Consider the following 26,967-nt stretch of genomic DNA (forward strand, 5'->3'; position numbering starts at 1 on the left):
TTGTTTTTTTATTTTTTAAATATTTTTAAAGATTGAATTTCGCAGAATAAGTTTTAAATATTTAAAATTTCATTCTATTTTTTAACACGAAATTAAAAAAACGTGTTAATTATTTGTTTTTATTTTTATTTATTTGACAGATTTGGAGAAATATTATGTTTAAAAAGATGGCATTTCTGGCAGTTTTTGCCTTTCTTGTTTTAATTTGCGCGGCGATGCCCGCATCCGCCCATTCGCTGATGATGCTGGCCGGGGACAACATAACTGACGCGTCTGAAGCGGATATCAACGATTATTTGATTTCCCCGGGCGTTCAATCGATTATCATTGTTGGCGGCCACGGTTACGAATATGATTTCGGAAACACATCCGGTCCGCTCACGGTTGTGATTACGGCGCCGGACGGGACAACAAAGAGTGTTACGACAAGGACTGTATCCGAAAATATCACCAACGTTTTATCAGGCGGTCAATCCGTTTTGAGTTACCAACAAGTGAACGTCACTTTTGATCAAGAGGGCATTTATTATTTGTCCACCTCTTTGAATGAAACATCAACCTCGAACAACCAAACGACCACAACGACTCAAATTTCCAAGATGATGGTTTTTGTCGGCACAGGCACTTGGGACGGTTGGGCACGGGATTTGGGACTTCCGCTTGAAATTATTCCGTACACCCGTGTCGGCGGTCTTGCCAGCGGTGAAGCACTTTACGGAAAAGTGGTGGCAAACGGTACCGGTGTCGGAAACATTACGTTTTACGGCGAGCCCGTGAACACCGCCGCTGAAGCCAAACAACGGTATGATGAAATCAAAACCGCTTATCCGCAAATCGGTGAAGATATTTACCTCATCTATTCCAAGCGGGCTTACACGGATGCGTCCGGCGATTTCGTTTCAACCCCAAGCGAATCCGGCGTTTGGATGTATGTCGCCGCGTCCAACCAAACCGCGGACGGTCACAGCTACAAAACAACATTAACGGTTCCGGTTCTCACGCCGCTCTCCGAAAGTTCGGCAGCCGGCGCAAATTCCGATTCTGAAAAAACAGTTCCCGGATTTGAGCTCATCGTCGGCGTTTTAGCGGTGATTGGCGTTGTTTTGTTCATTTACAGAAAAAAGTAAGATAACAACTCTTTTTTATTATTCTTAGAAAACCCTCCCGTTTAAACAGACGCGCATCGCGTCTGTTTAAGCGGATATCTTTTTTGCTGATGCCGTTTAAAGCGGTATAGACAATACAGAATTTTATTTATATTTTTCAAAAAATTCAATATGTTTTTATATTATCTTGCCGAACATTTTTTATGATTTCTCAAAGAAGGCCGCTTCATTTTCTTTTTATTTGTTCTCTTATTTTTGTTCTGTTTTCATTTTTTATTGGGCCGGCAGCTGCTGCTTTTTCGGGAGCCGGAAACGGAACGCCGTCCGATCCCTATCAAATCACGACGATTGCGCAACTCGACGAAGTCCGCCATAACCTTTCCGCTTCTTACATTTTAATGAACGATTTGGATTTTTCCGGGTCAAACCTTTCATGGGAACCGATCGGCGAAGCCGACGTCGATTCAAAATCCGGCCAATTGTCCGGTTTATTTTCCGGACAGTTTGACGGTAACGGCAAAACCATTCGAAATCTTTCGGTTTCATATCCGGAACGGTCGGGCGCCGGACTGTTCGGGCACGTTGGTCAGCGCGGCGAGATTACAAATTTAACGCTTGACAATGTGACGATTTCTGCACAAAGCAGTGCCGGAAGTTTAGCCGGTCAAAACGACGGCATCATTCGAAACTGTTCGGCTGTTCACGTCGCAGCGGAAGCATTCAACGATTTGGGCGGTCTTGTCGGCGTCAACAATGGATTTATTTCAAATTGTTTTGCAACGGGTCATCTTTCGGGCGGAAATATGATCGGCGGTCTCGTCGGTATTAATTGCGGCGTCGTGAATGAAAGCTATGCATCATTTTCGATATGTGGAACCGGTTATGATGCCGGAGGTTTGGTCGGTTATAATTTCAAAGGACGAATTTGGGACTGTTATTCCTTTGGTTCCGTTTCCTCGAATTCCATCGTTGGCGGTCTGGCCGGCGGAAATTATGAAGGAATTATTGATCGTTGTTATGCTGTCGGAACGGTTTATGCGACAAGGGATTATGCCGGCGGATTGGTCGGCTTAAATCAAGGTTATTTAAAGGACAGTTACGCTTTGACGGAGTCTGTCGACGTTGGTACCGATTATTCTTCCGAATACGCTCAGCAAAAATCAATCGGAAAAATTGCCGGTGTGAATGATGATTATTGTACGGGCTTTATTTTTTGGTGCTATTATTGGGATGAAATGACGACGAATGAAAAATTCCGAAAAGACGGCGACAATGAAGTCACTCTGTCTGTCAGCAGCAAAGACGTTTGGGGGACAGCGGGACAACATTTTTATTGGAATGCATTTGGCGTTCCTTGGGAATTAAAGGATTTTGCGGATTACCCGTTGCCGGTTTTCGAGTGGCAGGAAGAACCGCCGGGTGACGTTTCTTATTTGAATCCCGACAATTCAATGGAAAAACCCAAAAAGCTGCCGGGATTTGAATTGGCAGCCGGAATTTTCGTTGGTATTGGCGTTGTTTTGTTCATTTACAGAAAGAGATGATTGATATGGATACAGATACGATTTACAGATATGGTTTGAGTTCGCTTTTTTTCGGTTTCGTTTTTGTTCTTATTCCGACGACCTTTTTGTCCTTTCTTTTTTATGACACCCCTCTTTGCGGTCCGTTATTGGTTTTTTGGCCGGCGGTGGTTGTGATCTATTGTACATTTTTGATTTTGGATAAAATAAACGATTTGAAACCGGATGAATAATGTAAGGGGTAAAATGAGGTATTTATTTGAAGGGCAATGTTCTTGATTTTGAAAAAGGGAGATGGATTAGTATTATTCAAAAAAATTATTTTGTTTTTTGTTTTCTCAACTCTTCCAAAACAGCCTCGACATGCCCGTCCACTTTCACATTATTCCAAATCTTTGCGATTTTTCCGTCCGGATTGATCAAAAATGTCGTTCGGACGGTTCCCATGTTTTCTTTGCCCATGAATTTTTTCAGGCGCCAAACGTCAAACGCAATGTTTGCCGTCAATTCTTCGTCCGACAAAAGAATGATTTTGAGTTCGCGTTTTTCCGTGAATTTTTGATGCGATGCGACGCTGTCTTTACTGACGCCGATGATGGCCGCGTTTTCGCGTTCAAAATCATCCTTCTTTTCGGAAAAACTGACGGCTTCTTTGGTACAGCCGCCGGTGTTGTCTTTCGGATAAAAATAAAAAACAACCCATTTTCCGAGAAAGTCTGTTAAACATGTTTTTTTCGATTCTTGATTCGGAAGGCAGACGTTTGGGACGCCATCTCCTTCTTTAATGGATGATGTCATGATTTTCTCCTTTCGTTATGTGTTGTTTTTATTCTTTTATTTGTCATTCATGCAAATGCCGGTGATGAATGTCCGGATTGTGTGTATGCGCATGCTCTTCTTTTTTATGCGTGTGCGCGTGGGTGTGCGTGTCGGCTGAATTTGGATGCGGCGTTGTCCATTCATGATCATGGTGACCATCGTCGTGGCCGTGGCGGTGTTCGTGAGTGATTTCTTCATGGAGGTGTTCATGGTTGTGATTTTCTTTGACGGCAAGCCAAACGCCGATAATCATCAATGCGGCAGCAACCCAAAAAGAAGCGGTGACATTCGTTCCAAAGAGAATGAACGAAACGATCACGCCCATAAACGGCGCTGCGGCGTAATAGGCACTGGTCCGGGCGGCGCCCAAATGGCGCTGGGCTTTGACGTACAAAAAGATACTAAGGCCGTAGGACACAAATCCGAGAATCATGGCGTAGAGAAGAATTTGGGGCGGAATCTCCGGCAAAAATTCGGAATGCGTGCTTTGTCCGAACAAAAAGAAAATGAGCGCGGCGCCAAGTCCCGATCCGAACCCTTTCAAAATAACAATTTGAGCGGGATCTTTTTCCGACATATTTCGGGTACAATTATTTTCAAGTCCCCAGCAGCAGCAAGCGGCCAAGACCAACAATGAGCCGGTGGAAAACCGGAATGTGGAGGCAGTCCAATCAATGGATAAAATAATGGATGCAAGCGTAATGATTCCAATGGACAGCCACATCCGCTTTCCGACGGCTTCTTTGAAAAAGATGAGGGCAATAACGGAGGTGGCAACCATTTCAAAATTAAACAACAGCGACGCATTTTCCGCGGTTGTCAGGGACAAGCCGAGCATCAACAAAAACGGCGCAACGATATCAAGAAGAATCATCAAAATTGTCCATGGCAATTCTTTTTTGGTAATTTTCGCTTCTTTTTTTTCGGAACCGGCTGCATGAGAGAAAAATCTCAAAATAAAAATACCAATTCCGGCGCCCAAATAAAGAAGAGAAACCATAAGCATCGGAGGGATGTCATCGAGGAGCATTTTCGAAAACGGTGCGTTCAAACCGAATAACAGGGCGGCCAAAAGCGCCAAACCGATAGCGGAATTATTAATTTTCACTTTACTTTCCATTTGTTTTCCTTCTTTCTTATTTTCCTTTTTCTGAATTTCCTTCTTTTTTATTTCCTTCTTTTTTATTTCCTTCTTTTTTATTTTCTTTTTTTATTTTTCTGATTCTTTTTTCTTCTTTCCATCACTTTTATTTCGTATTTTTCGAATCCTTGCTACGTTTGTCTCTGTAAATTATGCGGAAATTCATATTTTTTGCCTACTTTCTTCAGACGGTTCTTTTTAAAAACATTCTTCCGTGTATATAAATCTAATTTTTGAGCAATTAAAATTGAGTAAAACAAAATGTCATATTTTGGATAATAAGTATTAAATATACAGAAAAGAATAACACAAAATCTTATCATCTAAAAAAGCGTTTCTAAGATCAGTGGTGGAAAAATGATCGACGATAAAAAAACCGAAAAAGAACTCATGAGAATCGGCGTCTCGCTCCCGGACAACCTTTTAACGAAATTCGACAACATTATCGAAGAACGCGGGTATTCTTCCCGCTCGGAAGGCATCCGCGATGCGATTCGAAGTTATATTAACCATTATGAATGGATGAACGACATCAAAGGAAAACGCGTGGGAACGATCTCTTTGGTTTACGACCACACCAAACGCGGGCTTTCCAATATGATGGCTGACATTCAGCATGAACACTCCAACATCATTAAAACGTCCATTCACGTTCATTTGGATCATGAGAATTGCTTGGAAGTTGTCGTTTTGGAAGGCGACGGCATTGAAATCAAGTTGCTTGCCGAAAAAATTTTGTCGTTAAACGGCGTGAAGTTTTCAAAATTAACAACGGTGCCGTCAACGGATAAGTTGTAAAAATTTGTTTTTCATGGCTGAAAAACACGAAAAAAGTGTATGGCGGGCCCGAAGGGATTTGAACCCCCGACCTATGGATTAAGAGTCCACCGCTCTGCCTGACTAAGCCACGGGCCCACGATTGTTTATGATGTATATATGATTGAAGGGTTGTTAAAAAAAGAACTGCTTTTTAAAAACAGTATCTTGTCCGTCTTTTCGGATGAATCCCCTTGAAACGGATATCCCATAATCCGTTTGACCTTATATAAAGGTTTCCGAAAATCTTTTTTACGGCTTTCCGCTTTGTTTTGAAAACGTTTGCCCAAATCCGGGATCCTCACGATATTTTTTATAAACTTTTGAATTTTATTTTTTAAAATTTTATTAATCGGGAAGGATTTTTATAATCGGGAGTAATGTCGGAACCTATTTATATCATCCTCACCATGAATGATTAATTAATTTATTAGAATTATACTAAGCCTTCTGTTTTTGCTTTTGCAATTTGACACATATGGATTGGTCTCTTTTAAATTAGTTTTTTGTGCCGTTTTTGCTTTTAAAGCGGAGCCGGCAACACAAATTCAAAGGTAGATTAAAATGTTTAAAAATTCAATGTTTAAGAATAGTAATGAAAATGTCACTGCCCCGGTTTCCGAAGGCAAAACATATGATGTCAAAATCGAAGATATCGCTCAAAAAGGCGACGGCATTGCCAGAATTGAAGGCTATGTTATTTTTGTTCCGGACACCGCAGCCGGCGAGGAAGTTACTGTTAAAATCACAAGAGTGCTTCCGAAATACGCATTTGCCACCGTTGTCGAGTAAACCGGTTGGTTACTGATGGTTCTTAGGATGTTGATTTTTTCAACGTCCTTTTTTTATTCAAAAAACATCTTCCAAACAAATTAACGGATGTCCACTCTTAATGTCTCTTTATCAAGGTTTGTTCCCAAGTTTGTCGCAAAAGGACTTTGGGTAAAAATAAAAAAAACCCTGATGAGAAAACTCATCAGGGCTTTATTTTCTTTAATTTTTTCTTTAATATTTTTGGTCATTACTTTTGGTGGTGTCTGCCGGCCAAGAAGTGGAGCATAAAGGCGACAAGGCCGATGATAATTCCGTAGTAAGCCAATTTTTCAACTTTCTTGACTTTGCTCTTCTTGCTCTTTTTCTCTTTTTTCATGTACATGTTGTTTTCCTCCTCGTAATCTTCATCATCGTAAAATAAAATCTCATTGACATCGTCAAAAGACAGCTCGATATCAATATCATCAATGTCATCTTTGCCGGCATTTTTAACCGGGATTTTCTTGGCGCTTGTACCGGAAGGCTTTGAAGCGGATTTCGTTGCCGGTTTTTTGGCAGCGGTTTTGTTTGCGGCAGTGGATTTCGTTCCGGATGCCTTGGGTGCGAGTGATGATTTGGATGTTGCCGGTTTTGCTGCGGCCTTTGTGGATTTTGTTGCAGCGGGTTTTGCAGCGGCTTTTGTTGTTTTGGATGCGGCCGGTTTTGCGGCAGATTTAGATGCCGGGTTTGCAGCGGCTTTGGCGGCCGGTTTTGCAGTGGTTTTAGCGGCCGGTTTTGCAGTGGTTTTAGCGGCCGGTTTTGCAGTGGATTTCGGTGCTGCGGGTTTAGAAGTCGCCGGTTTTGATGCAGCCGTTGATGACATAACCGGTTTTGCGGTCGATTTTGGAGCCGCAGGAGCGGATGCCATCATATTTTCTTTTTCAGCCATTTTCGGCATTGTGCTTGTTGTATCAACCATGAATAATCCTCTTTATCTGAGTCTGAAAATATTTTAAAGAAATGAATATTTCCAAAAATGATTTGAAAAGATTAAAACATCATATATTATATTAATGTATATATAATTAATGTTTAAGATGACCGTTGTTTTATTTTTCAAATCATACAAAAATTTAATGTCAAAAGAAAGGAAGGAGAAAAGGAAGAAAAAAAAGAAAAGAAAAAAAGAGAAAAAAAGGAAGGAGAAAAAGAAAAGCAAACACAAGAGAAAACCAAAAAGAAATTTCAGAAAATCAAATCAGTTTTCCGATCGGTAATTTTTCCTCGCCGGTTAACTTGATGCCAAGCTCTTTTGCGTTTTCTTCCAGCATAATGTCCACCATCGCAACGGACGGCGCCACATATTTTGCGTTTTCAATCGGTCCGTACAGCAAGAAATCAGCGCCAAGCGTTTGCGCAACCAAGTTTGTGCCAACGTCGGCCGGTAAGTAATATTCTTTCGGATTCTCTTTTGTTTTCTTAAAATCGCGGATCCAATCCCAAGCGGATGCCGTATTATGAAAACCGCCGCCGACCGGATAGCCGAGATGTCCTTTAATCGCGGTGATGCCGCGCATCGACGCGCCGGCGCCGGATCCGAGCGGGACGGCCGCAATATCAATGAGCGGTTTTTTGATGCCGCAATCTTTGGCAATCTGAAGAAGGCCGCCTTTTAAGCCGGTTCCGCCTTTTTCTAAAATTTCCACTTTTCCAAGAACAGTCGGATTGACGGCGTTAAACGCGAGAACAATGGAGGCTTCAATATCGCTTTCGACAAGAGCTTGAATCTCTTTTTCTTCAATGCTCGCGTTCACGGAGTTATAAACGGCCCGGTTACAGATCCCGATTTCGGTGGCATAGCGCGCGGCAAAAGACCGAACAGCGCCGTCGGAAGAATCCATCAAAAAAGGCGCTTGATCATCAATTTCAACAAACCAGTCGATATAATTTCGAATGGCTTCCGGTGTTTCGCCAACCAATTGATTGGCGCAGGCAATCCCGGTTTGATCGCAAATTTCCAACTGGTCGTTCCACAATTTTTCAGCGGCCGCCTTGTCAAAAATGCCGGCTTCCGCATTGGTGACAATTTTATGGCGGTTGTAAAACATGGTTCCGATAATGACCGTCGGAACTTCGCCGGGTTGCCCGCCGAAGCGAACGCCGCCGATATCGTAAATTTCCTGGGATTTGTCAAATTTAAACATAAAATTCCTCTTAAATCAGTAAATAAATTAAAATAAGCACCAGTCCGGCGATTAAACCGTACAGGGTACCGACTTCCCGCCCGATTTTCCGGCCCATTCTTTGGGCAACTTCGGCGCTCGCAAATTCCGCTTTTTCATCCAAACGGTCCAGACGGTGCAGGATTTCATTATATTCCGCCGTCAACGATTCCATCATAACAAATCCTCTCTTCTCTTTTATTAAACATATTATTGAGTCATTATTGAATAAATATTATCATCAAATCCCAAAAACCCGTAAAACCAAAACCGGAATCACAACAACAAATAAAAAGACCAAAACGAATCCGATGGAAAACCCGACAACTCTTGTCGATTCGATGCCGGAGTCTAATTTCAGGGAGCGTGAAATCAATTGGCAGCGCATTTGAATGCTTTTCACCAACCGGTCAATGTAGATTTCTTCCGAATTTTGCACTTTTTTTGCCATGTCTTTCCCTTTCACATCAAACTTACAGGATCAAAATCAAAAGACCAAGTATGATCAAAACGGCCACAAATCCGATGACAAATCCTTCAATCCGTCCGGCATTGTATCCGGCCTGGAATTTGTTGTAATCGCCGATCCCGGCCACTTTTTGATCGACCGCTTTTAAGCGCATCGTCATCATCAGCGCCGACATGTTTTCAATCCCGATAGGACCGGTTGCCGGCATTGTTTTTCCGTCAGCGGTATTTTCTTCGCTGTTCGTACCGTCCGTTTTGCTGTCATCCTCTTCCCCTTCTTTGGGGTCCAAAAGAAGCGCCGGCTTTGAAAACGCGCCCGGATCTGTTTGAATACATTCCCGGATTTTTTTCGCAATCAAATCGACATCTTCTACATTAATCATGTTGATGCATTCGATTTGTTCACGGAACCGGTCAACAGCGGCCGATGACAAATTTTCAACATAAGGAATCGCGCCTTTTGCGCCGACAATCCGGTTGTTTGAAATTCCGTTTTTGTGAAGCATTAAAATCGCTTCGCCGGTGATATGTCCTTTCACTTCGGCGCCCGAGACGATTAAGTATCGGATGTTGGGATTTGACACAATATGCGTGACAAGTTTCTCAATCCCCAGATTTTCTGTTTTACAGGAGCCGGACACCGCGGCGCCCGCATTCACAAGTGCTTCATCATTTAAGTGAGATCCGCAGGTGACAACCGCAACACAAGATTTTGAATCTCCCGCGCGGTATTCTCCTTTGAGCATCGGCCATCCGGCGGCAGCATCCCTTTTTTCCGGCATTTAAAATCCTCCCGTCAAAAAGATGATAATTAAAAAAACACCAATCACCAACAAGCCGGCAACGATTCCGTAAAAAATATTGGTGACCATTCCGGCGCCGACAGATGTTTTTTCCCGTCCGCGCCAGGAGTTGGCGAGAGGTTTGTCGGGAGCAAGCGCATTGATTAAACTGTCCACCGCCCGCTCCGTTTCATCGAGTTTTTGAATCAACGCGATCATTGAACGCTTTTCCGTCAATGTTTTTTGTTTTGAAATCACGGATGTCAGCGGGTCCATGACAAGTTCCGTTTCCGGTGAAATTTGAATTTTCATAACAATTCCTCCTCGGCCGGAAGCAAACCGGCTTCCCTGACCGCGTAGGCGTCCCTTTTGACCAAAGTCCAGTACTTGCGGTACAGCATAACTATGAAAACAATTGACATAAAGATTGTGACCAACGGGCCGATCGGATCTTTGGACACAAATGAAACAATACCCAGAACCAGCATCAACAAAAATCCGTCCAAAGCCGCGAGCGTCCGCGTCCGGTCCAAAGATTCGTCCGGTCCGAGATTGGCGTTATAAGCATGGTAAATCACAAACACGCACCCCATAAATCCGAGGATGATCGCGCCGGTGATCAAGTATGTTAAAATGTCAACGATTGCCGTTTCCCCGAAAATGGTTACAAACGATGCGTAAAACCCAAGCATGCTGCCGGCGGCAACTTCCGCCATTCGTGTTTCCATAGACGGGATTTTAAGTTGGATAACATGATTCACCAGCCATCCGCCGACCCAGCCGATGGCCGCTGCCGCCAAAAGTCCGGCAATCGGCCCCCCAATTCCGGAAATTGAAAGCGCAAAAAGAGCGGCGATCATCCCGATGCCGATGCCGTACATACCGACGGACGGAACACCGGTTCCCAGGCCGTATTTCGCAATTCTTCTGACATTGTCGGCCGCCCACACAAGCGCCAGCACCATACCGATGCCGGCCAAAAATGAAAAAGTAACAGCGGGAACGTAAATATTCCAAATATTTAATATCAGATGCGACAATGCAGCCGGCAAGTAAATACCGATTAAAGACCCGGCAATTCCCATGGCGGCAACCGTCTTATGCGGTGTAAATTTTTTGAACCGTCCCGGCGGATTTTCGGGCATGGCCGCGCCGTTTGGAGTGGCGTTTAAACTCATAAAATTCCTCCGATATTTCCGACGGCAAAGAAACACAACAAACTGCAAATAAAAGTCATGACGGCGGAAACGATAACCGCTTTTGGCCATTTTTTAAATTTCGGGTCATGATATCCTTCAATGGTTCCCGCGATGTTGTAAGACGCAATGACCGCATTGATAAAGAAAAGCGCGATTGAAAGGACGACTGCCAGAGATACCGCCGTTATCGGGTCAAAGAAACGTCCGCTTGAGGCGTATATGTAGAGCAATTCAAAAATCAGCGCGCCGCCAAAACCGCCCAAAAGGCCGCCCAAGATGCCGCTGATAAAGCAGATGGTTGGAATGCCATGTCCTTCGGTTCCTTTGGAAACGTAAATGTCTTGCCGGTCCTTGGTGACCGGATCACGTTGAAGCTTTCCGGAAGCAGGCGTGCAGCCAACGCCGTACACGTAAACAATGTTTGCCATAAACATGACAATCACAATCATCAGGGCTGACCCGATGGCGCCTAAACAGAGAATCAGCCAAAAACTGTTCGTGAGAAGAGAGACGGATGCTGAAACCAAGAGGCCGGTCAGTCCGGCGCCGGCAGCCAGCTGTGTTGTTCCGGTTCCGACACCGGTCGCTTGAGCCATCGCGGCCGGCGCGCCGCCGACGGGAATAAAATGAACGCTGAGTGAAATCAGAACGCCGCCGATTGTTATTAAAACTGTGAATATTAAAAACGCCCACAGGATTTCGATAAACCATAACGAATACAAATAATCAAAAACGCCTTCAATCATTCGACCATCTCCGTTTTTTCTTCTTCCCGATACGGCCCGAATTTTTTGCGGGCGGATTTTTCAAGAACACGGTTTGCGGCAAAAAGAACAAGTATCATTAAAAGTCCGGCCAAAACGCCGGCCCACCCGACAATCGTTCCGTAAGCCGGGTTAAATAAAAGAATAATCCAAGACGTCAGAAAAACAACCGCAGAAACCGTAATTCCGGTAGCGGGCCCGCCGAACTTGGCGCAGAACCATACGTTGTCAAATCCGGAACGTATTCCGGATTCCGCTTTTCGGACAATATTTCCGGAGTAAGACGCGTTAATACCGGCGCCGAATTCCATATTTTGGAACAATCTTTCAGCGCCGTAGTGAACATCTCCAATCGCAGACCCGATGGATCCGGCGGAAATTCCAAGCAAAAACGCAATGATCGGAAGCGGAATCGGCGCTTTTAAGTAAACAATCATCAAATCCGATATGATCAGGATGGACACGATTGTCAAAAAAGCGTAAGCGACAATGACCGGCAAATGGGACCTCAAAACATCTTTGTAAAACGGTTGTTTGAATCGGCTTTGGCTGGAAATTCTTCCCATAAAAGACGTTGCGGAAAACATTCCATGAATTGCTGCCGCCAAAAGAGCGCCGGCGACGATTGAGAAAAGGTCTGTCATTCCGAAAACAGTCATGAAAATGACGGCAACGGTTCCGCCGATGGTACACATCATGGCATTTGAGAGCGGCTCTCCGGAAATGGCTTTATTGAACAGCCGGTGCGGGAATCCCATTTGGGGCGCCAGCTGTACCTGAGAGTTCGGGTTGCTTTGGGAACCGACGTCGGACTCCAAGTCCTCGGACCAGCCGGCAATCGCGGCGGCCGCGCCGACCAATGCCAAAAATCCCATACCAAATAACGGATCCATTCTCCCCTCTCATTTCTTCATAATATTTTTAAAATATCAAAAACGATTAAAATAATTCAATTGATTTTCAATTTTTTTGTATGAAAAAAGTTCTTCCCTTTAAAAGCTTTCCGAAGCTTGGATGAAAAATCTTCATTTTATAATCAATCTTTTAAAAAATCTGTCACAAATCCAATAAGAATGTAAAAGCCCTTTTTTAAATCCCTTCTCTTCATAATTTTCGGATTCAAACAAATCACATCATTCTGCTAAAAGGCAAGGTTTAATTATTTTTAATCTCTTTTCCACTTTATGAAATTCGGGGCTTCCACTTTTGCGGGTTCTCTTTCCGATTTAAATGAAATTGTCGATTCGATTGAGCTTTATATTCCAAAGATGCGCCTTTATGAAGGCCGCGTTCTTCAAAAAGACCGTCTTCATGCTTTTTTGGACGAGTTTTTTTCCTATGATTTGCTTTCGACGGCGCACGCGCCTTACCATATTGAATTTTCGGTTGAATATCCGATTGAGCTGTTGGTGGACATGTCCAATATGACGGGCAAGGATTTTTTGCTGATGAACGAAGCCGTTGATATTGCGGTGCTTTCGGGCGCCGATGTTTTGGTTCTTCACCCGGGGCGGATTACGGACACGCCCAAAAAATCGTTTTGGCGGATGGTTCAAAACTTACGGATTTTGACCAAATACGCCGAAGACAACGGTATTCTTTTGGCGCTTGAAAACAAGGAAAATACCGACCCTTTGAATTTGTGCTGCGAAGCGGAAGAACTCCTGTCCGCTGTCAAAGCCGTCAATTCCGATTTCTTAGGCGCGGCGCTTGACATCGGACACGCGAATCTGACTTGCGGCGGCGACCAAAAAAAGTTGGCGGATTATGTTAAAAAATTGTCGCCGGATGTCGTTCACGTTCATGTTCACGACAATTACGGCAAAAAAACGGAACCGTACGGCGGCGACGAACACATGTGCCCGGGACGCGGCGTGATTGACTACAGCGTTCTTAAAAATTTGGGCGATTACGACGGCATTTATAATTTGGAAGTTTTTTCAACGGAAGAAGCGGCCGAAGGAAAAGAATATTTGTCCAAAGTGCTGACGCCCTAAAAAGAAAGTATTTATTGAATTTTGGCATTTGGGTAAGTATTATATTTTATTTTGTATTTTTACAATCTATATTTTGTCGAGGCTTATTTATGATGATGAAAGACAGAGGAAAATTGGTTGTCTGGCCTGCTTATTTGGACAAAGAAAAGACAAAAGCGGAAGGCAGAATCATTTCCAAAAAAAGCGCGGTTCAGGAGCCGAAGCCGGATGAAATCTTAAAAGCCGCGCAAAAACTCGGGTTTGAACCGGAATTCGAGTCGTCCAAAGCCTACCCGCGTTCCTGGTGGGAAAAAAGCGGCCGGATTATGATTGTGAATGCTCAGCCGAAAACGGCAGCAGTCCGGCAGATCGCGGCGCAAATTAAAAAAGCAAGAGGCGAATAATTCCCTTCTTTTGTTCTATTTTTTTTGATTTGAGCGTGCTGTCCCGTGCGCGTTACAGCATCCATTTTTAAAATATGAATCAGAAGAATGTATCAAATTTTTGGATAAACAAAAATCCGAAATCATCATCCGCTTTTATTGGGTTTTGACTTTTTCCTTTTCCGCGTTCGTCTCTTTATTTTTCGGTCCGACATAATACGGCAGTTGCGCATTTTCCGGAATCGTGTGGATGTATTTGGAACGGAAGTCTTTGTCTCTCATGAGGCAGACCATGGATTGTTTTTTGTAAGCCGGGAATTTTCCGATATTTTCCCAAATTTCGGAAAGCGGCTCATCTTTCACATTTCCGAACGAAAGAGGCGTGTAAGGACACGGTAAAACATCCCCGGTGGACGCGACGTGCATCCAGCGGCTGCCGGCAAAACACCCGAACATATCGGGGCCAAGGAGATACGGAAGGGCGGAGACGCGCGGTCCGCCGGGCGTTGAATTAATTCTTTTGTGGAATTCTTCAAGGCGCTTGGCGTCAACGCGCGTGATGACTTCATCCTCATGGTTTTTCCAGTTCCCGACGGCGATAATTCCGGTCATGGACATTTCATCCATTCCAAGGTCAGTGGCGAGCGCGTATAAATCTTCAATGTTGTCGATGTTGTAAGGTGAAATTGTCAGGTACATGTCCGTCATAATGCCGGCGGCTTTCGCGTTTTTGACGGCGGCAATCGCGTCGTCAAAGGCGCCTTTTCGGCCGCGGAATTTGTCGTGAACTTCCGGGTCGGCGCTGTCAAAGCTGATTTTTACGGAATTAAGGCCCGCGTCCGCCAAGGCTTTTGCGCGCTCCTCATTGAGCCGGAATCCCGAGGTGAACATGGAAACCGTCGTTCTTTCTTTGTCAATGGCCGCCACAATTTCCGGCAAATCTTTTCGAAGCATCGGCTCGCCGCCGTCAAGCGTGACCAAATACGTTCCCATGTCCAGCGCCTGATTGATGGCTCCCGTAATTTGCTCAAACGTCATTTCATTGTTCGGCTGCATCATGTCGGCGGCACCGCAGTGCAAGCATTTGTTCGGACAACGCGGCGTCACGCCGATTGAGAATTGGTCCGGCGTTCTTTTTTTGAAAAGAGAGAAGTTGATTTGAGAATGAATCATCCGGTTAAAAACAGGTCCCGGAATCGGCGGAATCCATGTTGAGAAGATGATTTTGTCATCCGTTATGGAAATCGGCTTTTCTTCCTGAAACACTTTATTGATCCGGTCAACAACCGGTTTGGCGGCCAAAGAGAGCGGCCCGGTCGCGTCAAAAACGACTTTTCCGTTCACCACGTCCGCGTTGATTTTAACGACTTTGTAATCATAAATTTGCATTGAATTTCTCCATTGTTGTAATTTGCGCTTTTATTTTTAATGTGTTTCATTTTTTAATGTATTACTTTGATTCAGATTTTTATTTGATTCGGGTTTTTATATTTTGTGTTAGTTGCAGGGTCTTAGTATAAATACGATACTGTAATTCTTTTATTTTGAGTTTCATCTTTTTTTCTTTAATTTGTTTTATTTTTGTTTTATTTTGTTTGAGGAATTTATGCAAAATACGGACCGGTGTAAGGAAGCGCTTGAGGTGCTTGAAGAAATTTTAAACGCCGTTAACGAAGCGGCGTCTGATTCCATTCTTGTTGTCGAAGGCCGACGTGATGTTTTTTCGTTGAGAAATTTGGGAATTTCGGGCGACATTCGTCCGTGCGCGTATGAACCGTTGGCCGCTTTTTGTGAAAATATTGCCGAAACCGGAAAAGGTGTTATTATCTTGACGGATTGGGACCGACGCGGCGGGATTTTGGCGTCCTCTTTGTCCGAACAATTCAAAAACCTGGACGTTAAATGTGATTTGATGTTTCGGGAAAAAATTTTGTTTTATTCCAAAAGAGAAATCAAGGACGTTGAAAGCCTTTATTCTTATGTCGGCAAGCTCCGGCAGATGTTTTACCCGGAGATTGATGACGAAACGGTCTGAATTTGAAATAAAAAGTATTTAAAATAAAAAGTATTTGAAATAAAAAGTATTTGAAATAAAAAGTATTTAAAATAAAAGTTTTGAAAAAGGAATTTTAAACAAAATATAAAATCAAGAGTCAAAAACAAATAAAAAGAGTATGCAGAGATTCAAAATGAAAAGGTTGAAAAACGAAGAAAAAATTAAAAATGGAATAAAATCCGACCATTTTTAATTCATGTGTCTTCCTTTTTCGGTTTGATCGCGTTTGTGAATTTGCGGTCGAAATCCGGAAAATTGTTGTAATTATTCATCAATTCTTCGTAGACTTTTTCATGCCTTGGGCTGATAATGATGATGTGTGCCGGCGGATGAATCTTTTTCAGATTGCTGATGGCGGCTCCGGGCGGCGTGTCCAATTGAACTAAAGATGCTGAGCAGCACTCGTTTTTAAGCGTGACGCTCATGACATTCATCAAGATTTGGTCGGCATATTTTGTTGCGATATTTTTCGGATTATCACTAAATTGCATGTGTCCGTATGTTTCTAAGTCATGCAATGCTATTTTTACTTTATCAGGGTCATCTGCTCGAATTAAAGCGAAAGATTTCATTTTTATTCCACCACATGTTACATTTTTAATTGAATCGAGAACATTTTTATTCAATTATTGTCGACTGTTTTTGTTTTTCTTTGTTTTTGATTGGTTTATCGTTTTGGGTCGTTTTTTTTATTTTCGTTTTTCATTGGTTCTATAGAAGTTGGTGTTTTTATTACTATTGATTCATTTAATTATTATTATGTTATTATATTGTTATTCCCAATGTTTTGAATTTTATTGAATTTCAAGGTTCAATAGAAATATTGTTTTGCAATGTATCATTTTTTATGTATTTCGATTAAAATTTTATTATCTTATGTCAATGATATTCAAATGTTTTTAAATATTGTGTTTTGATTTATGGCTTTTATTCGTTTCATTTTGTGAAAATTATAATGTTTTTAAAGCGGTGAATTTTTCTGAAAACAGACACTTTCCGCCGTCAAGTTTCACAAATCGTTAAAATTTGTTAAGAATATCTTTTCATATTTGAAAAACATAAAAAGTTAAATTTTTTATTTGAAATAATTAAGTGTATTATTATAGATATGCTCCCTTATAAATATTATTGCTATAATTATACGGTTTTTGTTTACAAAGCCTAATCGGAAGACTCAATTAAATTGGATTAAAAAACATAAATAGTTGATTTAATTTTATATAATTATTTCTTTATAATTTCAATCTATCCCTGTCCCGGGAATAAAGCCCCTGTTCATAACTTATTTATATATCGCTGACAACACCAAAGCAAAAAAACAAATTATTTATATCTGATTTTTGAAAGCCATTCATTTTAATCCACAGAAATTTACAATTTAAGCAACGGGACAATCATTCATGAACCACACAATTGAGGAAAAAGCTTATTCGGCGAAGCGTGCGTCTGTTCATTTAGCCAACGTTTCAACAGACATTAAAAACAAAGCATTGGCGGTTATGGCGCAGGAACTTCAGAAGAATAAAGAATTAATTTTAGAGGCCAACCGGAAAGATTTGGAAGAAGCGGAAAAGATGAAAAAAGAAGGCAAAATGTCGTCTTCTCTTTATGATCGTTTAAAACTCAGCGACGCCAAATTCAACGACATGGTTTCCGGCGTGGTGGATGTCGCGAAATTGGAAGATCCGGTCGGAAAAACATTGTCGACCGTTGTTTTGGACGAAGGTTTAACTCTGTATCAGATCAGCTGCCCGATCGGCGTGATCGGCGTCATTTTTGAAGCCCGCCCGGACGTGGTTCCTCAAGTCATGTCTTTGTGCCTCAAAAGCGGAAACGCGACGATTTTTAAAGGCGGAAGCGAAGCCAAAAATTCCAACCGCGCTCTTTTTGAGACACTGGTTGGTGCCATCTCAAAAGTTCCGGAAATTCCCAAGGAAGCTTTCCATTTGGCGGAAAGCCGTGAGGATGTCGCCAAAATGCTTGAAATGGATAATTATATCGATTTGCTCATCCCGCGCGGGTCCAATGATTTTGTCAAATACATTCAAGACAACACTCGGATTCCCGTTCTCGGTCATTCCAGCGGCATTTGCCACGCCTACGTGGACGAAAGCGCTGACATTGAACTTGCGAAAAAGGTGTGCTTGGATTCCAAAATCCAATACCCTGCGGCGTGTAATGCCATTGAGACGCTTCTTGTGAACGAAAAAATCGCGGGCGAATTTTTGCCGCAAATGGCAAAACTGTATGCCGACAACAATGTTGAACTCCGGCTGGACGGGGAGTCCGAAGCCGTTTTGAAAAAATCGAAATTCGATATGAGCAGCGCATGCATCCAAAAGGCAACCGAAAAAGATTGGGATTCCGAGTATAACGATTTGATTCTCTCCGTTAAAATTGTCAAATCTGTTGATGAAGCCATTGAACATATCAACAAACACGGATCTCACCACACCGATGTCATTTTATCCCAAAACCAAAAGAATATTGATCAATTTGCCGGTTTGGTTGATTCCGGAAATGTGATGATTAACGCCTCTTCTCGTTTTTCGGATGGGTTCCGTTACGGAAAAGGTGCGGAAGTCGGAATCAGTACCAACAAAATTCATTCCCGCGGACCGGTCGGCATGGAAGGTCTCATGATTTACAAATACATTTTATCGGGAAGCGGGCAAGTGGTGGCCAACTACACCGGCGTCGGCGCCAAAAAATACGTTCACAAGCGGACAGATGAAAAATACTGCCGGCTTCAATAAAAACACGGGATGAAACGGACATGTCGGACGATAATATGGCAAAAAATACGGTAAATAAAGCGGTAACCGATATTGAAGTTGATCGGTCCCGTCTCTTTGAAAGTTTGTCCCGTATCGTGATTAAAATCGGAACAACATCCGTGACAAATGACGATTCCACGGTCAACACATCGTTTCTGGACGATATCGCCGCCCAAACATCGGCGTTGATGGCCGCCGGCAAAGAAGTCATTATTGTGACATCGGGAGCAATCGGTGTCGGTTTATTGATGCTCGGCATTCCGACCAAACCCAAAGAAATTCCGGCGCGTCAGGCGGCGGCAGCCGTCGGGCAGGGCGAACTCATGCGCTATTGGAGTGAAGCGTTTCAAAATTATAACACCCAAGTCGCTCAAATTTTGCTCTCTTACGATTTCTATTCCGACCGGGTCAAGTACTTGAACTTAAGAAACAGCATCGGAACGCTTCTTGGTTATGGCGTTGTTCCGATTATCAATGAAAACGACAGCACGTGCACGAATGAAATCGAAACGGTTTTTGGCGACAACGACCGTCTGTCGGCTATGGTCGCCAGCAAAATCGAGGCGAATCTTTTGATTATTTTGTCCGATATCGACGGCCTTTACGACAAAAATCCGAAGGTCTATCCCGACGCGAAATTGATCAGTTTTGTTGAAAAAATCACGCCTGAAATTGAAGCGTACGGCGGCGATCCGACCAGCATGAAAGGCGTCGGCGGCATGCGCACCAAACTCATTGCCGGAAAAATTTGCGAAAAGGCCGGCTGCCACATGGTGATTGCGAACAGCAAAATTGAAAACGTTATTGAACGCGTTGTTGCCGGCGATAACATCGGAACGCTCTTTTACGCGGCGGAAGAAAATGTTTCCAATAACAAAAGCCGTTGGATCTCTTTTTCAAAATCTGAAGGAACGATTTCCGTTGATCGCGGCGCCATGGACGCTGTCATCAAAACAAGCGGCCTTCTGCCCAAGGGAATCAAGTCGGTTTCTGGAAATTTCAAACGCGGAGACGTCGTTTCAATCGAATGCGGCGGCGCTGTTTTCGCAAAAGGCATCACGGATTATGATGCACAAGACATTGAAAAAATAAAGGGCGTCCATACGGACGATATTGAAAAAATTCTCGGCCACAAAGATTACGACAACGTGATTCGAAAAGAAAATATTGCACTTTTGGACTGAATCCGGATTTTCTGTTTTCCTTTTCATTCAAAAACCATCCTCGGATTTTGGACGATTTGAATAAAATGTGCGGCCATAACGCGCGCGACGCCGGCGCGAAAAAAGCGAAAACAAAAAACGAATCTTAATACAAGGAAGGATAAAAGCGGGCCCGGGAGGATTCGAACCCCCGACGTTCGGGTTAGAAGCCCGACGCTATATCCTGGCTAAGCCACGAGCCCAAAAAACGCATTGCCGATTTTCACCGACTGGGGATGAGAAACGTTTCTTTTTGCATATATAGTTTATGATAATTCCTGAATCGAAACAGTTGATTTTAAAATTGTTGGGATACGGGTCTTCAATTTTTTCTAAAATATTTCAAACGGGAAAAATATTTAAATGAATTGAGGTTTGATAGTTTTTGATTTTTAATTATGAATCAAATATGAAAGGATGAAAAGTGATTTTCATGAGTGAAAATGAGAGTTTAATTTACATGAACGGCAAATTTGTTCCGCAAGAACAAGCCCGAGTATCGGTGTTTGACCACGGTTTCCTTTATGGGGACGGTGTTTTTGAAGGTATCCGCGCTTACAACGGCCGTGTTTTCAAATTAAAAGAACACGTGGACCGGTTGTTTGATTCCGCCAAAGCCATCGATTTGAACATCGGTATGACCAAGGAACAAATGGCAGAAGCCATTTTAGAAACGCTTCGGGTCAACAATTTGACTGACGCTTACATCCGTCCGATCGTGTCCCGCGGAGACGGCGACTTGGGTCTGGACCCCCGCAAATGCGCCAAACCGAACGTTTACATCATCGCCAAATATTGGGGTTCCATGTACGGCGACCTGTATACGGTCGGTTTAAAGGCCGTTACCGTCGGCATTCGCCGCGTGGCGCCGGACGCTCTCCCGCCGAACATCAAGTCCTTGAACTATTTGAACAACATTTTGGCAAAAATCGAAGCGAACGTCAAAGGCGGCGATGAAGCGATTTTCCTTGACAGCAACGGCCGCGTTGCCGAAGGTTCAGGCGATAACATTTTCGTGATTAAAAACGGCGTCGTTTATACCCCGCCGACCATCGGAAACTTAAAAGGAATCACCCGCGCAACAGCCATCGAACTTTTGCAGGAAGCCAAAATTCCGGTCAAAGTAGAAGAAATCGGCCTTTTTGACGTGTACACTGCCGACGAAATTTTCGTCACCGGAACCGCCGCCGAAGCTGCGCCGGTCGTTTACGTGGATGGGCGAAACATCGGAAACGGAAAGCCGGGACCAATCACTTTGGACATGGTGAAAAGATTTGAAAAATTAACAAGCACAACCGGAACGCCGATTAAAAAGTAATCGGCTTTCCATTTTCTTTTTTCTCTTTTCACTCATTTTATTTTCTTTTTTGTTTATTTTTTTCTTTTCAGTATTTTCTCTTTTTGTTTATTCTCTCATTTCGTGTTTTCGCACACATTGTCGGTGACACACATCGTCGTGATCATCTTTGAAAGAGTAACTTAAATTGTGAATGATTTTTTTGCAAAAAAACAATAAAACCATATTTAGATAAAAATAAAAAAGAAAAAATAAAAAAGAATATCGGTCAATCCATTTATTAAAATAAAATTATTTAAAATTGAGAATATTGGAAATTGAATCAACGAATTCTGTTTTTCCATCGGAAGATGCGGGGCAGAATTATTTTGATAGTTTTATCCGTATAATCCATTAGTTTACGATAGATATACTCTGTTGACGAATCATGTCATGCTTCTTAAAAATCTTAACACAAAAATCATTCCGAAAAGTTTCTTTATTTTTCCAAACAATTCCGGATAAAAGACGGATAAACTTTATCGATGATGGTTTCCAGATTCACAATATCTTCTTTGTTGTAGCGCAGAAGCGTATCCAAAGCTTCCTCATCACCGCGTTCATACCGCCGCCACAGGCGGACGGCTTCAAACCCATCGACGGATTTGAGATCCTCAGCTCTTTCAATCCCAAGCGTCCGCTCAATATTTTTGAGACCGCCCGAATATCCGATGCGTTTGAGCGGGTACATAAGATCCATGTGCAAATGGTTGAATTCAATTTCCGGAAACTCACGTTTGATAAACGGCAAATCGAAACGAGCGCCGTTGAATGTGACCAACATTTTGTACTTTTGAATCTCCTCGGTAATGTCGTCAAGGTCAATGCCTTGTACATACGTTTTTGCTTCTTTTCGATTGTAAATTCCAACCACTGTTATACTGTCAAATCCGGGAGCAAGGCCGGTCGTTTCAATGTCGACAAATGCTACCGAGTCTGAAAACTCGGAATAGGCGCGCCAATGTTCGGCCGACGGCAAACGCTCTGCAAAAAACAAATGATTTTTGTCGCCAAGTTCCGCGGCCGATTCGTCAATCCCTTTCTCAACCGCCGCTTTTTTTGTTTTGGAAATCGGAAGGCTGTCGATTTGAGCAGCGGCATCTTCCCAAGATTCGATGCCGGCGTCCCAAATATTTTTTTCCGCGCATTTTCCAATGCCTTCCATTTGAATGTAAGAGTTTCGAAGCATAATCTGAAAAGTCCTTTCGATTTATTGAACCCTGCGGTAAACAATTGTATTTTTTATCAATCGCATCTCTTTTCAATCAGATCTCATTTTAAAATTTTTTACTTTCTTGAAGCTTGTTTTTCTGTTCCAGCGCAAACGTGAGCGCATTGATTTGCGTCGGAATTGCGCCAATCGCGGTGCAGGTTTCCAAAGAAATCCGCTTTGACGTAATGTCCAAATGATATTCCGCCCGCTCAAACAAGTCTTTCGGCAGTCCTTTTCGTCCGAGACCAACCAAAAACATATATGACTTTTTTCTCATATTGCCGTCGGCGACATCAAGCGGCGTCAGCGTTTTTTGAGGATACGGTTTGGACGTCGTCACAACAATTGAGCCGAAATGCGCCGGAAAGCCTTTCGGCGGCAAATCCGAGACATAGAGATGGTGTTCATTGTTCAAAAGTTCCAGATATTTGCCGGATTCACCGATCGTCGTCTCGCCCCGAACAAATTCGACCAGTTCGTCTCTTTCCATCTTAAACGGAAAATCGAAAAGCGCCAAAGAAAAATCGTAAGCGTAACAAATCGGTGCCGCCCGCGCAATGGCGCGGTAGTGGGCGTCCACGATTTTGATTTTGTCGTACATGTTGACAATGCCGAGTGTTAACATAAATTCACATCAGTTCAAAAATTAAATCTTATTTTTTTATTTTTTTAACTTTGAAACGTTCCCGTCAAACCGCCGGTTGCGCTTTATCTGCTTTTGTCTCCCAAAGTTTTCGAATTCCTTGAACAGATATGGAAATGCCGAGACACAAAAGTAAAATGGCGAAGAACAACTGAAGACCGTCGCTGTAGATGATAAAGTCATGTGTGATAAATAATTTTTCGACCATTTTTAAAATTGTGAGGAAAAGCGCTGAAAATGTCACCGCCTAAGGATAACAAAAATCCGAGGAAAAGCGGACAATCATTGCGAAATATTTATTTTCCTGCAATCACTGTTTAAAATCTTAAAAACTTGAAAATTTCAGTTATATTTGACCAATTTGGACAACGCTTTTTGGATGCACGTTTCAAATTTGGCGCAATCGCGGCATTCCTGCCAAAGCTCTTTTTTTTCATCGTTTTCGATCATGGAAAAACCTTCCCGTATGAAGAATTCGGGAGAGGTCGTCCGAGTATAAACGGTTGTTGACAACGCCGGTTCGCCCGATTTTAAAATATCCGACACGAGCGCCAGAAGTAATTGCCTTCCGATACCTTTGTTTTTATAAGACGGCAAAACCGCGATCGTATGGATTTCATAAAAAGATTCAAAGTTGGGAGAACGAAACCGATTGTAAACAGCGCAGCCGATTATTTTGAAAGATTTGCCGGATTCCATTTCGGCAACGATGAAATTTTCATAAGGAATGTCCTCCCGGTCCAAAAAGTAGGTGGAGAGAATGATTTCAATCGATTCGGCATCATTTGCCGTCGCCGGGCGGATCCGGATATGAAGGCCTTTTGAGGTAACATTTGTTTCGGCGGCAACATCAGATTCCGCAACAAAAACCGACTCCATTAAAAAATCCGGTTCCGGAGTGTTTTCTTTCTCCGGCTTTTCATTTTTAGTCATAAGTCCATGCTCCCGCTCCTGAATCCTTCAAGATCCAGAGTCACATATGAAAATCCGCTCTTTTTCAAATAATCAATCGCCGGTTGAATCTTTAATTCCTTTGAACCGTCTGAGAGTGTTTTTCCGAAAAGTTTATCCATTTCGTTTTTATCGAGTTCGATCCGGGCTATTTTCCGCTGACCGGAATCAATGTGGCACCGAATGCGGATTTGAGAAAAGCCGGCTTTCACCATCATTTCTTCCGCAATGTCGATGGTTTTGAGCAAATCGGGCGTCAGAACCATACCGTATGAAAAACGTGTGGCTAAACAAGACATGGTCGGCTTGTTCGACGGCAAAAAACTTTTCTTTTTGGACATTTTCCGAATATCGTCTTTGGTAATCTGAAACTCCACAAACGGCGTCAGAATCTTCAGATCTGATTGGGAGTTGATTTCCAAAATGGCATTGTAGCCCGGGCGGAAAACCGTTCCCACGATGTCGGAATAATTCGTTCCGTCAACGACTGTTTCATAATTTTTCTCCTTGGCGATTTGAATCAACGACTCCATGATTTCTTTTTTGCACACGAAACAACGATTGAGTTCATTTTTCCGAATACCTTTCAAGTCCAGCATTCTCTTTTCAAGAACCATGTGCGGAATGCCGATATCAGCGGCTATTTTTTTAGATGTTTCAAGCTCCCGGTCCGGAACCAAAGGAGACGACACCGTCACCGCTAAAACTTTTAAATCCGGCGTTCCCGCGGCAACGGCAGCCAAAAGAGAGCTGTCAACGCCGCCTGAAAACGCGACCAAGACACTTTTTTGTCGGGAAAAGAAGTCTTTTAATTCTTGTTCTTTCCTCTCGGTCCGGAAAGATTCGGAAATTGCCATGATATTCACCGCCTGTTTTGAAAAATTAAAATATCGGTTAAATTCACCCGTTTTTATTTTTATGGATTTTGTTTTTAACACTTCTTGTATTTTCTGTTCTATGTAAACCAAGTGTACAAGTTTAAATATGAAACAATAATGTATGTCGTTTTGAGATTATTTAAAATTATTCAATACAAAAAATTTAAATCATCGTAGAAGGAAGTGTAAGCATTATGGCATCAAGTAACATATTTCAAGGAAAAGCGTTCAAATTCGGCGACGATATTGACACGGACGCGATCATTTCCGGAACATGTTTGATTTACAACACGCCCGAGGAGTTGTCCAAATATACGTTTTGCGGCGTCCGTCCGGATTTTGTAAGTCTTGTCAAACCGGGAGATATTGTGGTTGGCGGCAACAATTTCGGATGCGGTTCCTCTCGCGAACATGCGCCGCTCGCATTGATCGGCTCCGGGGTCAGTTGCGTCATCGCCAAGTCGTTTGCCCGCATTTTCTTCAGAAACTCTATCAACATCGGGCTTCCGCTCATTGAGTGCACCGACGCGGATAAAATTTCGGAGAGCGACCTTTTAGAAGTCAATTTAAGCGCGGGAACCGTTAAAAATCTCACCAAAAAAGAAGAATATAAATCAACGCCGCTTCCGGATTTTCTCATGGAAATCGTCAACGACGGCGGACTCGTCAAGCACGTCCGGCAAGAGATTTTCGAATAAATTTCTATCCGAACCCAATGAAATTTAAAACTCGTTTATTATCTAAGTTAAAGAACCAAAAATAATTAAAAAACAATCCAATTAATCAAAAACATATTCATGGGAAGTTTTCAAAATGACTCAATACAAAATACCGGTTATCGGCGGGGACGGCATCGGTCCTGAAATTGTGCGCGAAGGCAAAAAAGTCATTGATGCCGCCGGAGACGTTTTCGGATTTGATGTGGAATGGATCGACTATCCGCATGGCGCCGACCACTATTTGGAAACAGGCGAACTGATTTCCGAAGACACGCTCAAGGAGCTTTCCAAATACAAAGCGATTTATTTGGGCGCTCTCGGGGATCCGCGCATGACGCCCGGCATTCTCGAAAAAGGAATTCTTCTCAACATGCGGTTTTACTTTGACGAATACATTAACTTGCGCCCGATTAAGCTTTTGGACGGCGTGGAATCTCCGATTCGCGGCAAAACCGCCCAAGACATCGATTTTGTCGTCGTCCGCGAAAACACGGAGGATTTCTATATCGGAATCGGCGGCCGTGCGAAAAAAGGAGAGAAAAAAGACTTGTTGGAAGTGAAGCGGCAGCTTTATTCCGCCAAATTCGGTCTTGACATTGAAACCGACAGCGAAGAGATTGCTTACCAAATCGGCATGATTTCCAAAGAAGGCACCCGCCGCGTGATTGAATATTCATATGATCTCGCCAAAAACCGCCGCAACCATTTGTCGTCGGTTGATAAAGCGAATGTTTTGTCCGACATTTACGGTTTTTGGCGGGAAAATTTCACCGAAATCGGAAAAAAATATCCGACGGTGCAGACGGATTTCAATTATGTGGACGCTGTTACCATGTGGTTTGTTAAAAATCCGGAATTTTTCGATGTCGTCGTGACGCCGAACATGTTCGGCGACATTATTACCGATCTTGGCGCCATGATTCAGGGCGGTCTCGGCCTGGCGCCCGGCGGAAACATCAACCCGAGCGGAACCAGCATGTTTGAGCCGATCCACGGGTCTGCGCCGAAATACAAAGGCATGGACAAAGTCAATCCGTTGGCAACGATTTGGGCCGGCGCGCTGCTTTTGGACACGCTCGGCGAATCAAATGCAGCAAACGCGATTGTGAACGCCATTGAAAAGAACGTGTCCGCGGGAATTGTGAAAACATCCGACATGGGCGGCACGAACAAGTGTTCCGAAGTCGGAACGGATGTGGCAAGAATTGTGAAAGAAATCGGGAAAAAGTGATTCCTGATT

At 43.1% G+C, this 26,967-nt stretch carries 30 protein-coding genes and 2 tRNA genes; 12 read left to right on the plus strand and 20 right to left on the minus strand.

Annotation, left to right across the window (positions count from 1 at the left end; translation table 11 throughout):
• Positions 1-155: 155 nt before the first annotated feature.
• Together MsAc7_RS06495 and MsAc7_RS06500 are read left to right on the plus strand one after the other, a co-directional pair.
• Complete coding sequence (locus MsAc7_RS06495; RefSeq protein WP_338102110.1) at positions 156-1,127, plus strand: DUF4198 domain-containing protein; 972 nt, start codon at positions 156-158, stop codon at positions 1,125-1,127.
• A gap of 182 nt (positions 1,128-1,309) precedes the next feature.
• Positions 1,310-2,650 (plus strand): GLUG motif-containing protein, encoded by a 1,341-nt coding sequence (locus MsAc7_RS06500; RefSeq protein ID WP_338102111.1) that lies wholly within the window; start codon positions 1,310-1,312, stop codon positions 2,648-2,650.
• A 297-nt stretch (positions 2,651-2,947) separates the two neighbouring features.
• Here the strand turns inward: MsAc7_RS06500 and bcp are convergent, their stop codons facing one another.
• Positions 2,948-3,427 carry a thioredoxin-dependent thiol peroxidase gene (bcp, locus tag MsAc7_RS06505; RefSeq protein ID WP_338102112.1) on the minus strand — a complete coding sequence of 160 codons (480 nt, stop codon included), beginning with the start codon at positions 3,425-3,427 and terminating at the stop codon, positions 2,948-2,950.
• A 43-nt stretch (positions 3,428-3,470) separates the two neighbouring features.
• Positions 3,471-4,568 carry a DMT family transporter gene (locus MsAc7_RS06510; protein ID WP_338102113.1) on the minus strand — a complete coding sequence of 366 codons (1,098 nt, stop codon included), beginning with the start codon at positions 4,566-4,568 and terminating at the stop codon, positions 3,471-3,473.
• A gap of 378 nt (positions 4,569-4,946) precedes the next feature.
• On the opposite strand from MsAc7_RS06510, the gene nikR reads away from it, so the two are divergent.
• Positions 4,947-5,387, plus strand: coding sequence for a nickel-responsive transcriptional regulator NikR (nikR, locus tag MsAc7_RS06515; RefSeq protein ID WP_338099204.1), 441 nt, complete (start codon positions 4,947-4,949; stop codon positions 5,385-5,387).
• Positions 5,388-5,427: 40 nt separating this feature from the next.
• Here nikR and MsAc7_RS06520 read toward each other — a convergent pair.
• Positions 5,428-5,504: transfer RNA gene (locus tag MsAc7_RS06520), tRNA-Lys, on the minus strand.
• A gap of 465 nt (positions 5,505-5,969) precedes the next feature.
• On the opposite strand from MsAc7_RS06520, the gene MsAc7_RS06525 reads away from it, so the two are divergent.
• Positions 5,970-6,197, plus strand: a complete 228-nt coding sequence (locus MsAc7_RS06525; protein WP_420847449.1) for a TRAM domain-containing RNA chaperone — start codon at positions 5,970-5,972, stop codon at positions 6,195-6,197.
• Between the two features lie 229 nt (positions 6,198-6,426).
• Here the strand turns inward: MsAc7_RS06525 and MsAc7_RS06530 are convergent, their stop codons facing one another.
• The 9 genes from MsAc7_RS06530 to mtrE form a co-directional block, all read right to left on the minus strand.
• Positions 6,427-7,137, minus strand: a complete 711-nt coding sequence (locus tag MsAc7_RS06530; protein WP_338102114.1) for a hypothetical protein — start codon at positions 7,135-7,137, stop codon at positions 6,427-6,429.
• Between the two features lie 274 nt (positions 7,138-7,411).
• Positions 7,412-8,362, minus strand: coding sequence for a tetrahydromethanopterin S-methyltransferase subunit H (mtrH, locus tag MsAc7_RS06535; protein WP_338102115.1), 951 nt, complete (start codon positions 8,360-8,362; stop codon positions 7,412-7,414).
• Positions 8,363-8,372: 10 nt separating this feature from the next.
• Positions 8,373-8,558, minus strand: coding sequence for a tetrahydromethanopterin S-methyltransferase subunit MtrG (gene mtrG / locus MsAc7_RS06540; protein ID WP_338102116.1), 186 nt, complete (start codon positions 8,556-8,558; stop codon positions 8,373-8,375).
• A 63-nt stretch (positions 8,559-8,621) separates the two neighbouring features.
• A complete protein-coding gene (gene mtrF, locus MsAc7_RS06545; protein ID WP_338102117.1) occupies positions 8,622-8,831 on the minus strand; it encodes a tetrahydromethanopterin S-methyltransferase subunit F in 210 nt (69 codons plus the stop codon).
• A 22-nt stretch (positions 8,832-8,853) separates the two neighbouring features.
• On the minus strand, positions 8,854-9,630 hold the full coding sequence (mtrA, locus tag MsAc7_RS06550; RefSeq protein WP_338102118.1) for a tetrahydromethanopterin S-methyltransferase subunit A: 777 nt from the start codon (positions 9,628-9,630) through the stop codon (positions 8,854-8,856).
• A complete protein-coding gene (gene mtrB / locus MsAc7_RS06555; RefSeq protein WP_338102119.1) occupies positions 9,631-9,942 on the minus strand; it encodes a tetrahydromethanopterin S-methyltransferase subunit MtrB in 312 nt (103 codons plus the stop codon).
• The gene (gene mtrC / locus MsAc7_RS06560) at positions 9,939-10,808 is read right to left on the minus strand and encodes a tetrahydromethanopterin S-methyltransferase subunit MtrC (protein ID WP_338102120.1); all 870 of its coding nucleotides are present in this window, start codon (positions 10,806-10,808) and stop codon (positions 9,939-9,941) included. The genes mtrB and mtrC overlap by 4 nt, the downstream gene beginning before the upstream one ends.
• On the minus strand, positions 10,805-11,575 hold the full coding sequence (gene mtrD / locus MsAc7_RS06565; protein ID WP_338102121.1) for a tetrahydromethanopterin S-methyltransferase subunit D: 771 nt from the start codon (positions 11,573-11,575) through the stop codon (positions 10,805-10,807). The genes mtrC and mtrD overlap by 4 nt, the downstream gene beginning before the upstream one ends.
• Positions 11,572-12,486 (minus strand): tetrahydromethanopterin S-methyltransferase subunit E, encoded by a 915-nt coding sequence (mtrE, locus tag MsAc7_RS06570; RefSeq protein WP_338102122.1) that lies wholly within the window; start codon positions 12,484-12,486, stop codon positions 11,572-11,574. Before mtrE ends, mtrD begins: the two co-directional genes overlap by 4 nt.
• 291 nt (positions 12,487-12,777) lie before the next feature.
• On the opposite strand from mtrE, the gene MsAc7_RS06575 reads away from it, so the two are divergent.
• Both MsAc7_RS06575 and MsAc7_RS06580 read left to right on the plus strand, forming a co-directional pair.
• The gene (locus tag MsAc7_RS06575; RefSeq protein ID WP_338102123.1) at positions 12,778-13,590 is read left to right on the plus strand and encodes a sugar phosphate isomerase/epimerase family protein; all 813 of its coding nucleotides are present in this window, start codon (positions 12,778-12,780) and stop codon (positions 13,588-13,590) included.
• 89 nt (positions 13,591-13,679) lie between these two features.
• Positions 13,680-13,973: a signal recognition particle protein Srp19 gene (locus MsAc7_RS06580; protein ID WP_338102124.1), complete on the plus strand. Its 294-nt coding sequence runs from the start codon at positions 13,680-13,682 to the stop codon at positions 13,971-13,973.
• 135 nt (positions 13,974-14,108) lie between these two features.
• Here the strand turns inward: MsAc7_RS06580 and MsAc7_RS06585 are convergent, their stop codons facing one another.
• Positions 14,109-15,341, minus strand: coding sequence for a radical SAM/SPASM domain-containing protein (locus MsAc7_RS06585; RefSeq protein WP_338102125.1), 1,233 nt, complete (start codon positions 15,339-15,341; stop codon positions 14,109-14,111).
• A gap of 217 nt (positions 15,342-15,558) precedes the next feature.
• Here MsAc7_RS06585 and MsAc7_RS06590 point away from each other — a divergent pair, with 217 nt between their 5' ends.
• A complete protein-coding gene (locus MsAc7_RS06590; protein ID WP_338102126.1) occupies positions 15,559-15,987 on the plus strand; it encodes a toprim domain-containing protein in 429 nt (142 codons plus the stop codon).
• A 215-nt stretch (positions 15,988-16,202) separates the two neighbouring features.
• Here the strand turns inward: MsAc7_RS06590 and MsAc7_RS06595 are convergent, their stop codons facing one another.
• Entirely contained in the window at positions 16,203-16,580 is a 378-nt protein-coding gene (locus MsAc7_RS06595; RefSeq protein ID WP_338102127.1) for a DUF356 domain-containing protein, read from the minus strand.
• A gap of 828 nt (positions 16,581-17,408) precedes the next feature.
• Between MsAc7_RS06595 and MsAc7_RS06600 the strand changes: the two genes are divergently transcribed.
• Together MsAc7_RS06600 and proB are read left to right on the plus strand one after the other, a co-directional pair.
• The gene (locus tag MsAc7_RS06600; RefSeq protein ID WP_338102128.1) at positions 17,409-18,764 is read left to right on the plus strand and encodes a glutamate-5-semialdehyde dehydrogenase; all 1,356 of its coding nucleotides are present in this window, start codon (positions 17,409-17,411) and stop codon (positions 18,762-18,764) included.
• 35 nt (positions 18,765-18,799) lie between these two features.
• Positions 18,800-19,969, plus strand: coding sequence for a glutamate 5-kinase (gene proB / locus MsAc7_RS06605; protein ID WP_338102129.1), 1,170 nt, complete (start codon positions 18,800-18,802; stop codon positions 19,967-19,969).
• Positions 19,970-20,115: 146 nt separating this feature from the next.
• On the opposite strand, the gene MsAc7_RS06610 is transcribed toward proB, so the two are convergent.
• Positions 20,116-20,190 (minus strand) — tRNA-Arg (locus MsAc7_RS06610).
• Positions 20,191-20,420: 230 nt separating this feature from the next.
• Here MsAc7_RS06610 and ilvE point away from each other — a divergent pair.
• Positions 20,421-21,305, plus strand: a complete 885-nt coding sequence (ilvE, locus tag MsAc7_RS06615; RefSeq protein ID WP_338102130.1) for a branched-chain-amino-acid transaminase — start codon at positions 20,421-20,423, stop codon at positions 21,303-21,305.
• Positions 21,306-21,762: 457 nt separating this feature from the next.
• Here ilvE and MsAc7_RS06620 read toward each other — a convergent pair whose 3' ends face one another.
• The 5 genes from MsAc7_RS06620 to larE form a co-directional block, all read right to left on the minus strand.
• Positions 21,763-22,512 (minus strand): ribonuclease H-like domain-containing protein, encoded by a 750-nt coding sequence (locus MsAc7_RS06620; RefSeq protein WP_338102131.1) that lies wholly within the window; start codon positions 22,510-22,512, stop codon positions 21,763-21,765.
• A gap of 88 nt (positions 22,513-22,600) precedes the next feature.
• Positions 22,601-23,161 carry a DUF531 domain-containing protein gene (locus tag MsAc7_RS06625; protein ID WP_338102132.1) on the minus strand — a complete coding sequence of 187 codons (561 nt, stop codon included), beginning with the start codon at positions 23,159-23,161 and terminating at the stop codon, positions 22,601-22,603.
• Between the two features lie 64 nt (positions 23,162-23,225).
• Positions 23,226-23,387 (minus strand): hypothetical protein, encoded by a 162-nt coding sequence (locus MsAc7_RS06630; protein WP_338102133.1) that lies wholly within the window; start codon positions 23,385-23,387, stop codon positions 23,226-23,228.
• A gap of 134 nt (positions 23,388-23,521) precedes the next feature.
• Complete coding sequence (locus MsAc7_RS06635; RefSeq protein ID WP_338102134.1) at positions 23,522-24,112, minus strand: GNAT family N-acetyltransferase; 591 nt, start codon at positions 24,110-24,112, stop codon at positions 23,522-23,524.
• Positions 24,109-24,987 (minus strand): ATP-dependent sacrificial sulfur transferase LarE, encoded by an 879-nt coding sequence (larE, locus tag MsAc7_RS06640; protein WP_338102135.1) that lies wholly within the window; start codon positions 24,985-24,987, stop codon positions 24,109-24,111. Before larE ends, MsAc7_RS06635 begins: the two co-directional genes overlap by 4 nt.
• Before the next feature lie 215 nt (positions 24,988-25,202).
• Here larE and MsAc7_RS06645 point away from each other — a divergent pair, with 215 nt between their 5' ends.
• Positions 25,203-25,706, plus strand: a complete 504-nt coding sequence (locus MsAc7_RS06645; protein ID WP_338102136.1) for a 3-isopropylmalate dehydratase small subunit — start codon at positions 25,203-25,205, stop codon at positions 25,704-25,706.
• A gap of 115 nt (positions 25,707-25,821) precedes the next feature.
• Positions 25,822-26,958: an isocitrate/isopropylmalate dehydrogenase family protein gene (locus MsAc7_RS06650; protein ID WP_338102137.1), complete on the plus strand. Its 1,137-nt coding sequence runs from the start codon at positions 25,822-25,824 to the stop codon at positions 26,956-26,958.
• Positions 26,959-26,967 lie beyond the last annotated feature (9 nt).

The sequence above is a fragment of the Methanolapillus millepedarum genome (assembly GCF_032594115.1).
Classification (GTDB): domain Archaea; phylum Halobacteriota; class Methanosarcinia; order Methanosarcinales; family Methanosarcinaceae; genus Methanolapillus; species Methanolapillus millepedarum.

What these genes read in the sequence shown, in the direction of transcription:
- MsAc7_RS06495 (WP_338102110.1), top strand. Translation starts at nt 156, where the DNA reads ATGTTTAAAAAGATGGCATTTCTGGCAGTTTTTGCCTTTCTTGTTTTA.
- MsAc7_RS06500 (WP_338102111.1), top strand. Translation starts at nt 1,310, where the DNA reads ATGATTTCTCAAAGAAGGCCGCTTCATTTTCTTTTTATTTGTTCTCTT.
- bcp (WP_338102112.1), bottom strand. Translation starts at nt 3,427, where the DNA reads ATGACATCATCCATTAAAGAAGGAGATGGCGTCCCAAACGTCTGCCTT.
- MsAc7_RS06510 (WP_338102113.1), bottom strand. Translation starts at nt 4,568, where the DNA reads ATGGAAAGTAAAGTGAAAATTAATAATTCCGCTATCGGTTTGGCGCTT.
- nikR (WP_338099204.1), top strand. Translation starts at nt 4,947, where the DNA reads ATGATCGACGATAAAAAAACCGAAAAAGAACTCATGAGAATCGGCGTC.
- MsAc7_RS06525 (WP_420847449.1), top strand. Translation starts at nt 5,970, where the DNA reads ATGTTTAAAAATTCAATGTTTAAGAATAGTAATGAAAATGTCACTGCC.
- MsAc7_RS06530 (WP_338102114.1), bottom strand. Translation starts at nt 7,137, where the DNA reads ATGGTTGATACAACAAGCACAATGCCGAAAATGGCTGAAAAAGAAAAT.
- mtrH (WP_338102115.1), bottom strand. Translation starts at nt 8,362, where the DNA reads ATGTTTAAATTTGACAAATCCCAGGAAATTTACGATATCGGCGGCGTT.
- mtrG (WP_338102116.1), bottom strand. Translation starts at nt 8,558, where the DNA reads ATGATGGAATCGTTGACGGCGGAATATAATGAAATCCTGCACCGTCTG.
- mtrF (WP_338102117.1), bottom strand. Translation starts at nt 8,831, where the DNA reads ATGGCAAAAAAAGTGCAAAATTCGGAAGAAATCTACATTGACCGGTTG.
- mtrA (WP_338102118.1), bottom strand. Translation starts at nt 9,630, where the DNA reads ATGCCGGAAAAAAGGGATGCTGCCGCCGGATGGCCGATGCTCAAAGGA.
- mtrB (WP_338102119.1), bottom strand. Translation starts at nt 9,942, where the DNA reads ATGAAAATTCAAATTTCACCGGAAACGGAACTTGTCATGGACCCGCTG.
- mtrC (WP_338102120.1), bottom strand. Translation starts at nt 10,808, where the DNA reads ATGAGTTTAAACGCCACTCCAAACGGCGCGGCCATGCCCGAAAATCCG.
- mtrD (WP_338102121.1), bottom strand. Translation starts at nt 11,575, where the DNA reads ATGATTGAAGGCGTTTTTGATTATTTGTATTCGTTATGGTTTATCGAA.
- mtrE (WP_338102122.1), bottom strand. Translation starts at nt 12,486, where the DNA reads ATGGATCCGTTATTTGGTATGGGATTTTTGGCATTGGTCGGCGCGGCC.
- MsAc7_RS06575 (WP_338102123.1), top strand. Translation starts at nt 12,778, where the DNA reads ATGAAATTCGGGGCTTCCACTTTTGCGGGTTCTCTTTCCGATTTAAAT.
- MsAc7_RS06580 (WP_338102124.1), top strand. Translation starts at nt 13,680, where the DNA reads ATGATGATGAAAGACAGAGGAAAATTGGTTGTCTGGCCTGCTTATTTG.
- MsAc7_RS06585 (WP_338102125.1), bottom strand. Translation starts at nt 15,341, where the DNA reads ATGCAAATTTATGATTACAAAGTCGTTAAAATCAACGCGGACGTGGTG.
- MsAc7_RS06590 (WP_338102126.1), top strand. Translation starts at nt 15,559, where the DNA reads ATGCAAAATACGGACCGGTGTAAGGAAGCGCTTGAGGTGCTTGAAGAA.
- MsAc7_RS06595 (WP_338102127.1), bottom strand. Translation starts at nt 16,580, where the DNA reads ATGAAATCTTTCGCTTTAATTCGAGCAGATGACCCTGATAAAGTAAAA.
- MsAc7_RS06600 (WP_338102128.1), top strand. Translation starts at nt 17,409, where the DNA reads ATGAACCACACAATTGAGGAAAAAGCTTATTCGGCGAAGCGTGCGTCT.
- proB (WP_338102129.1), top strand. Translation starts at nt 18,800, where the DNA reads ATGGCAAAAAATACGGTAAATAAAGCGGTAACCGATATTGAAGTTGAT.
- ilvE (WP_338102130.1), top strand. Translation starts at nt 20,421, where the DNA reads ATGAGTGAAAATGAGAGTTTAATTTACATGAACGGCAAATTTGTTCCG.
- MsAc7_RS06620 (WP_338102131.1), bottom strand. Translation starts at nt 22,512, where the DNA reads ATGCTTCGAAACTCTTACATTCAAATGGAAGGCATTGGAAAATGCGCG.
- MsAc7_RS06625 (WP_338102132.1), bottom strand. Translation starts at nt 23,161, where the DNA reads ATGTTAACACTCGGCATTGTCAACATGTACGACAAAATCAAAATCGTG.
- MsAc7_RS06630 (WP_338102133.1), bottom strand. Translation starts at nt 23,387, where the DNA reads ATGGTCGAAAAATTATTTATCACACATGACTTTATCATCTACAGCGAC.
- MsAc7_RS06635 (WP_338102134.1), bottom strand. Translation starts at nt 24,112, where the DNA reads ATGACTAAAAATGAAAAGCCGGAGAAAGAAAACACTCCGGAACCGGAT.
- larE (WP_338102135.1), bottom strand. Translation starts at nt 24,987, where the DNA reads ATGGCAATTTCCGAATCTTTCCGGACCGAGAGGAAAGAACAAGAATTA.
- MsAc7_RS06645 (WP_338102136.1), top strand. Translation starts at nt 25,203, where the DNA reads ATGGCATCAAGTAACATATTTCAAGGAAAAGCGTTCAAATTCGGCGAC.
- MsAc7_RS06650 (WP_338102137.1), top strand. Translation starts at nt 25,822, where the DNA reads ATGACTCAATACAAAATACCGGTTATCGGCGGGGACGGCATCGGTCCT.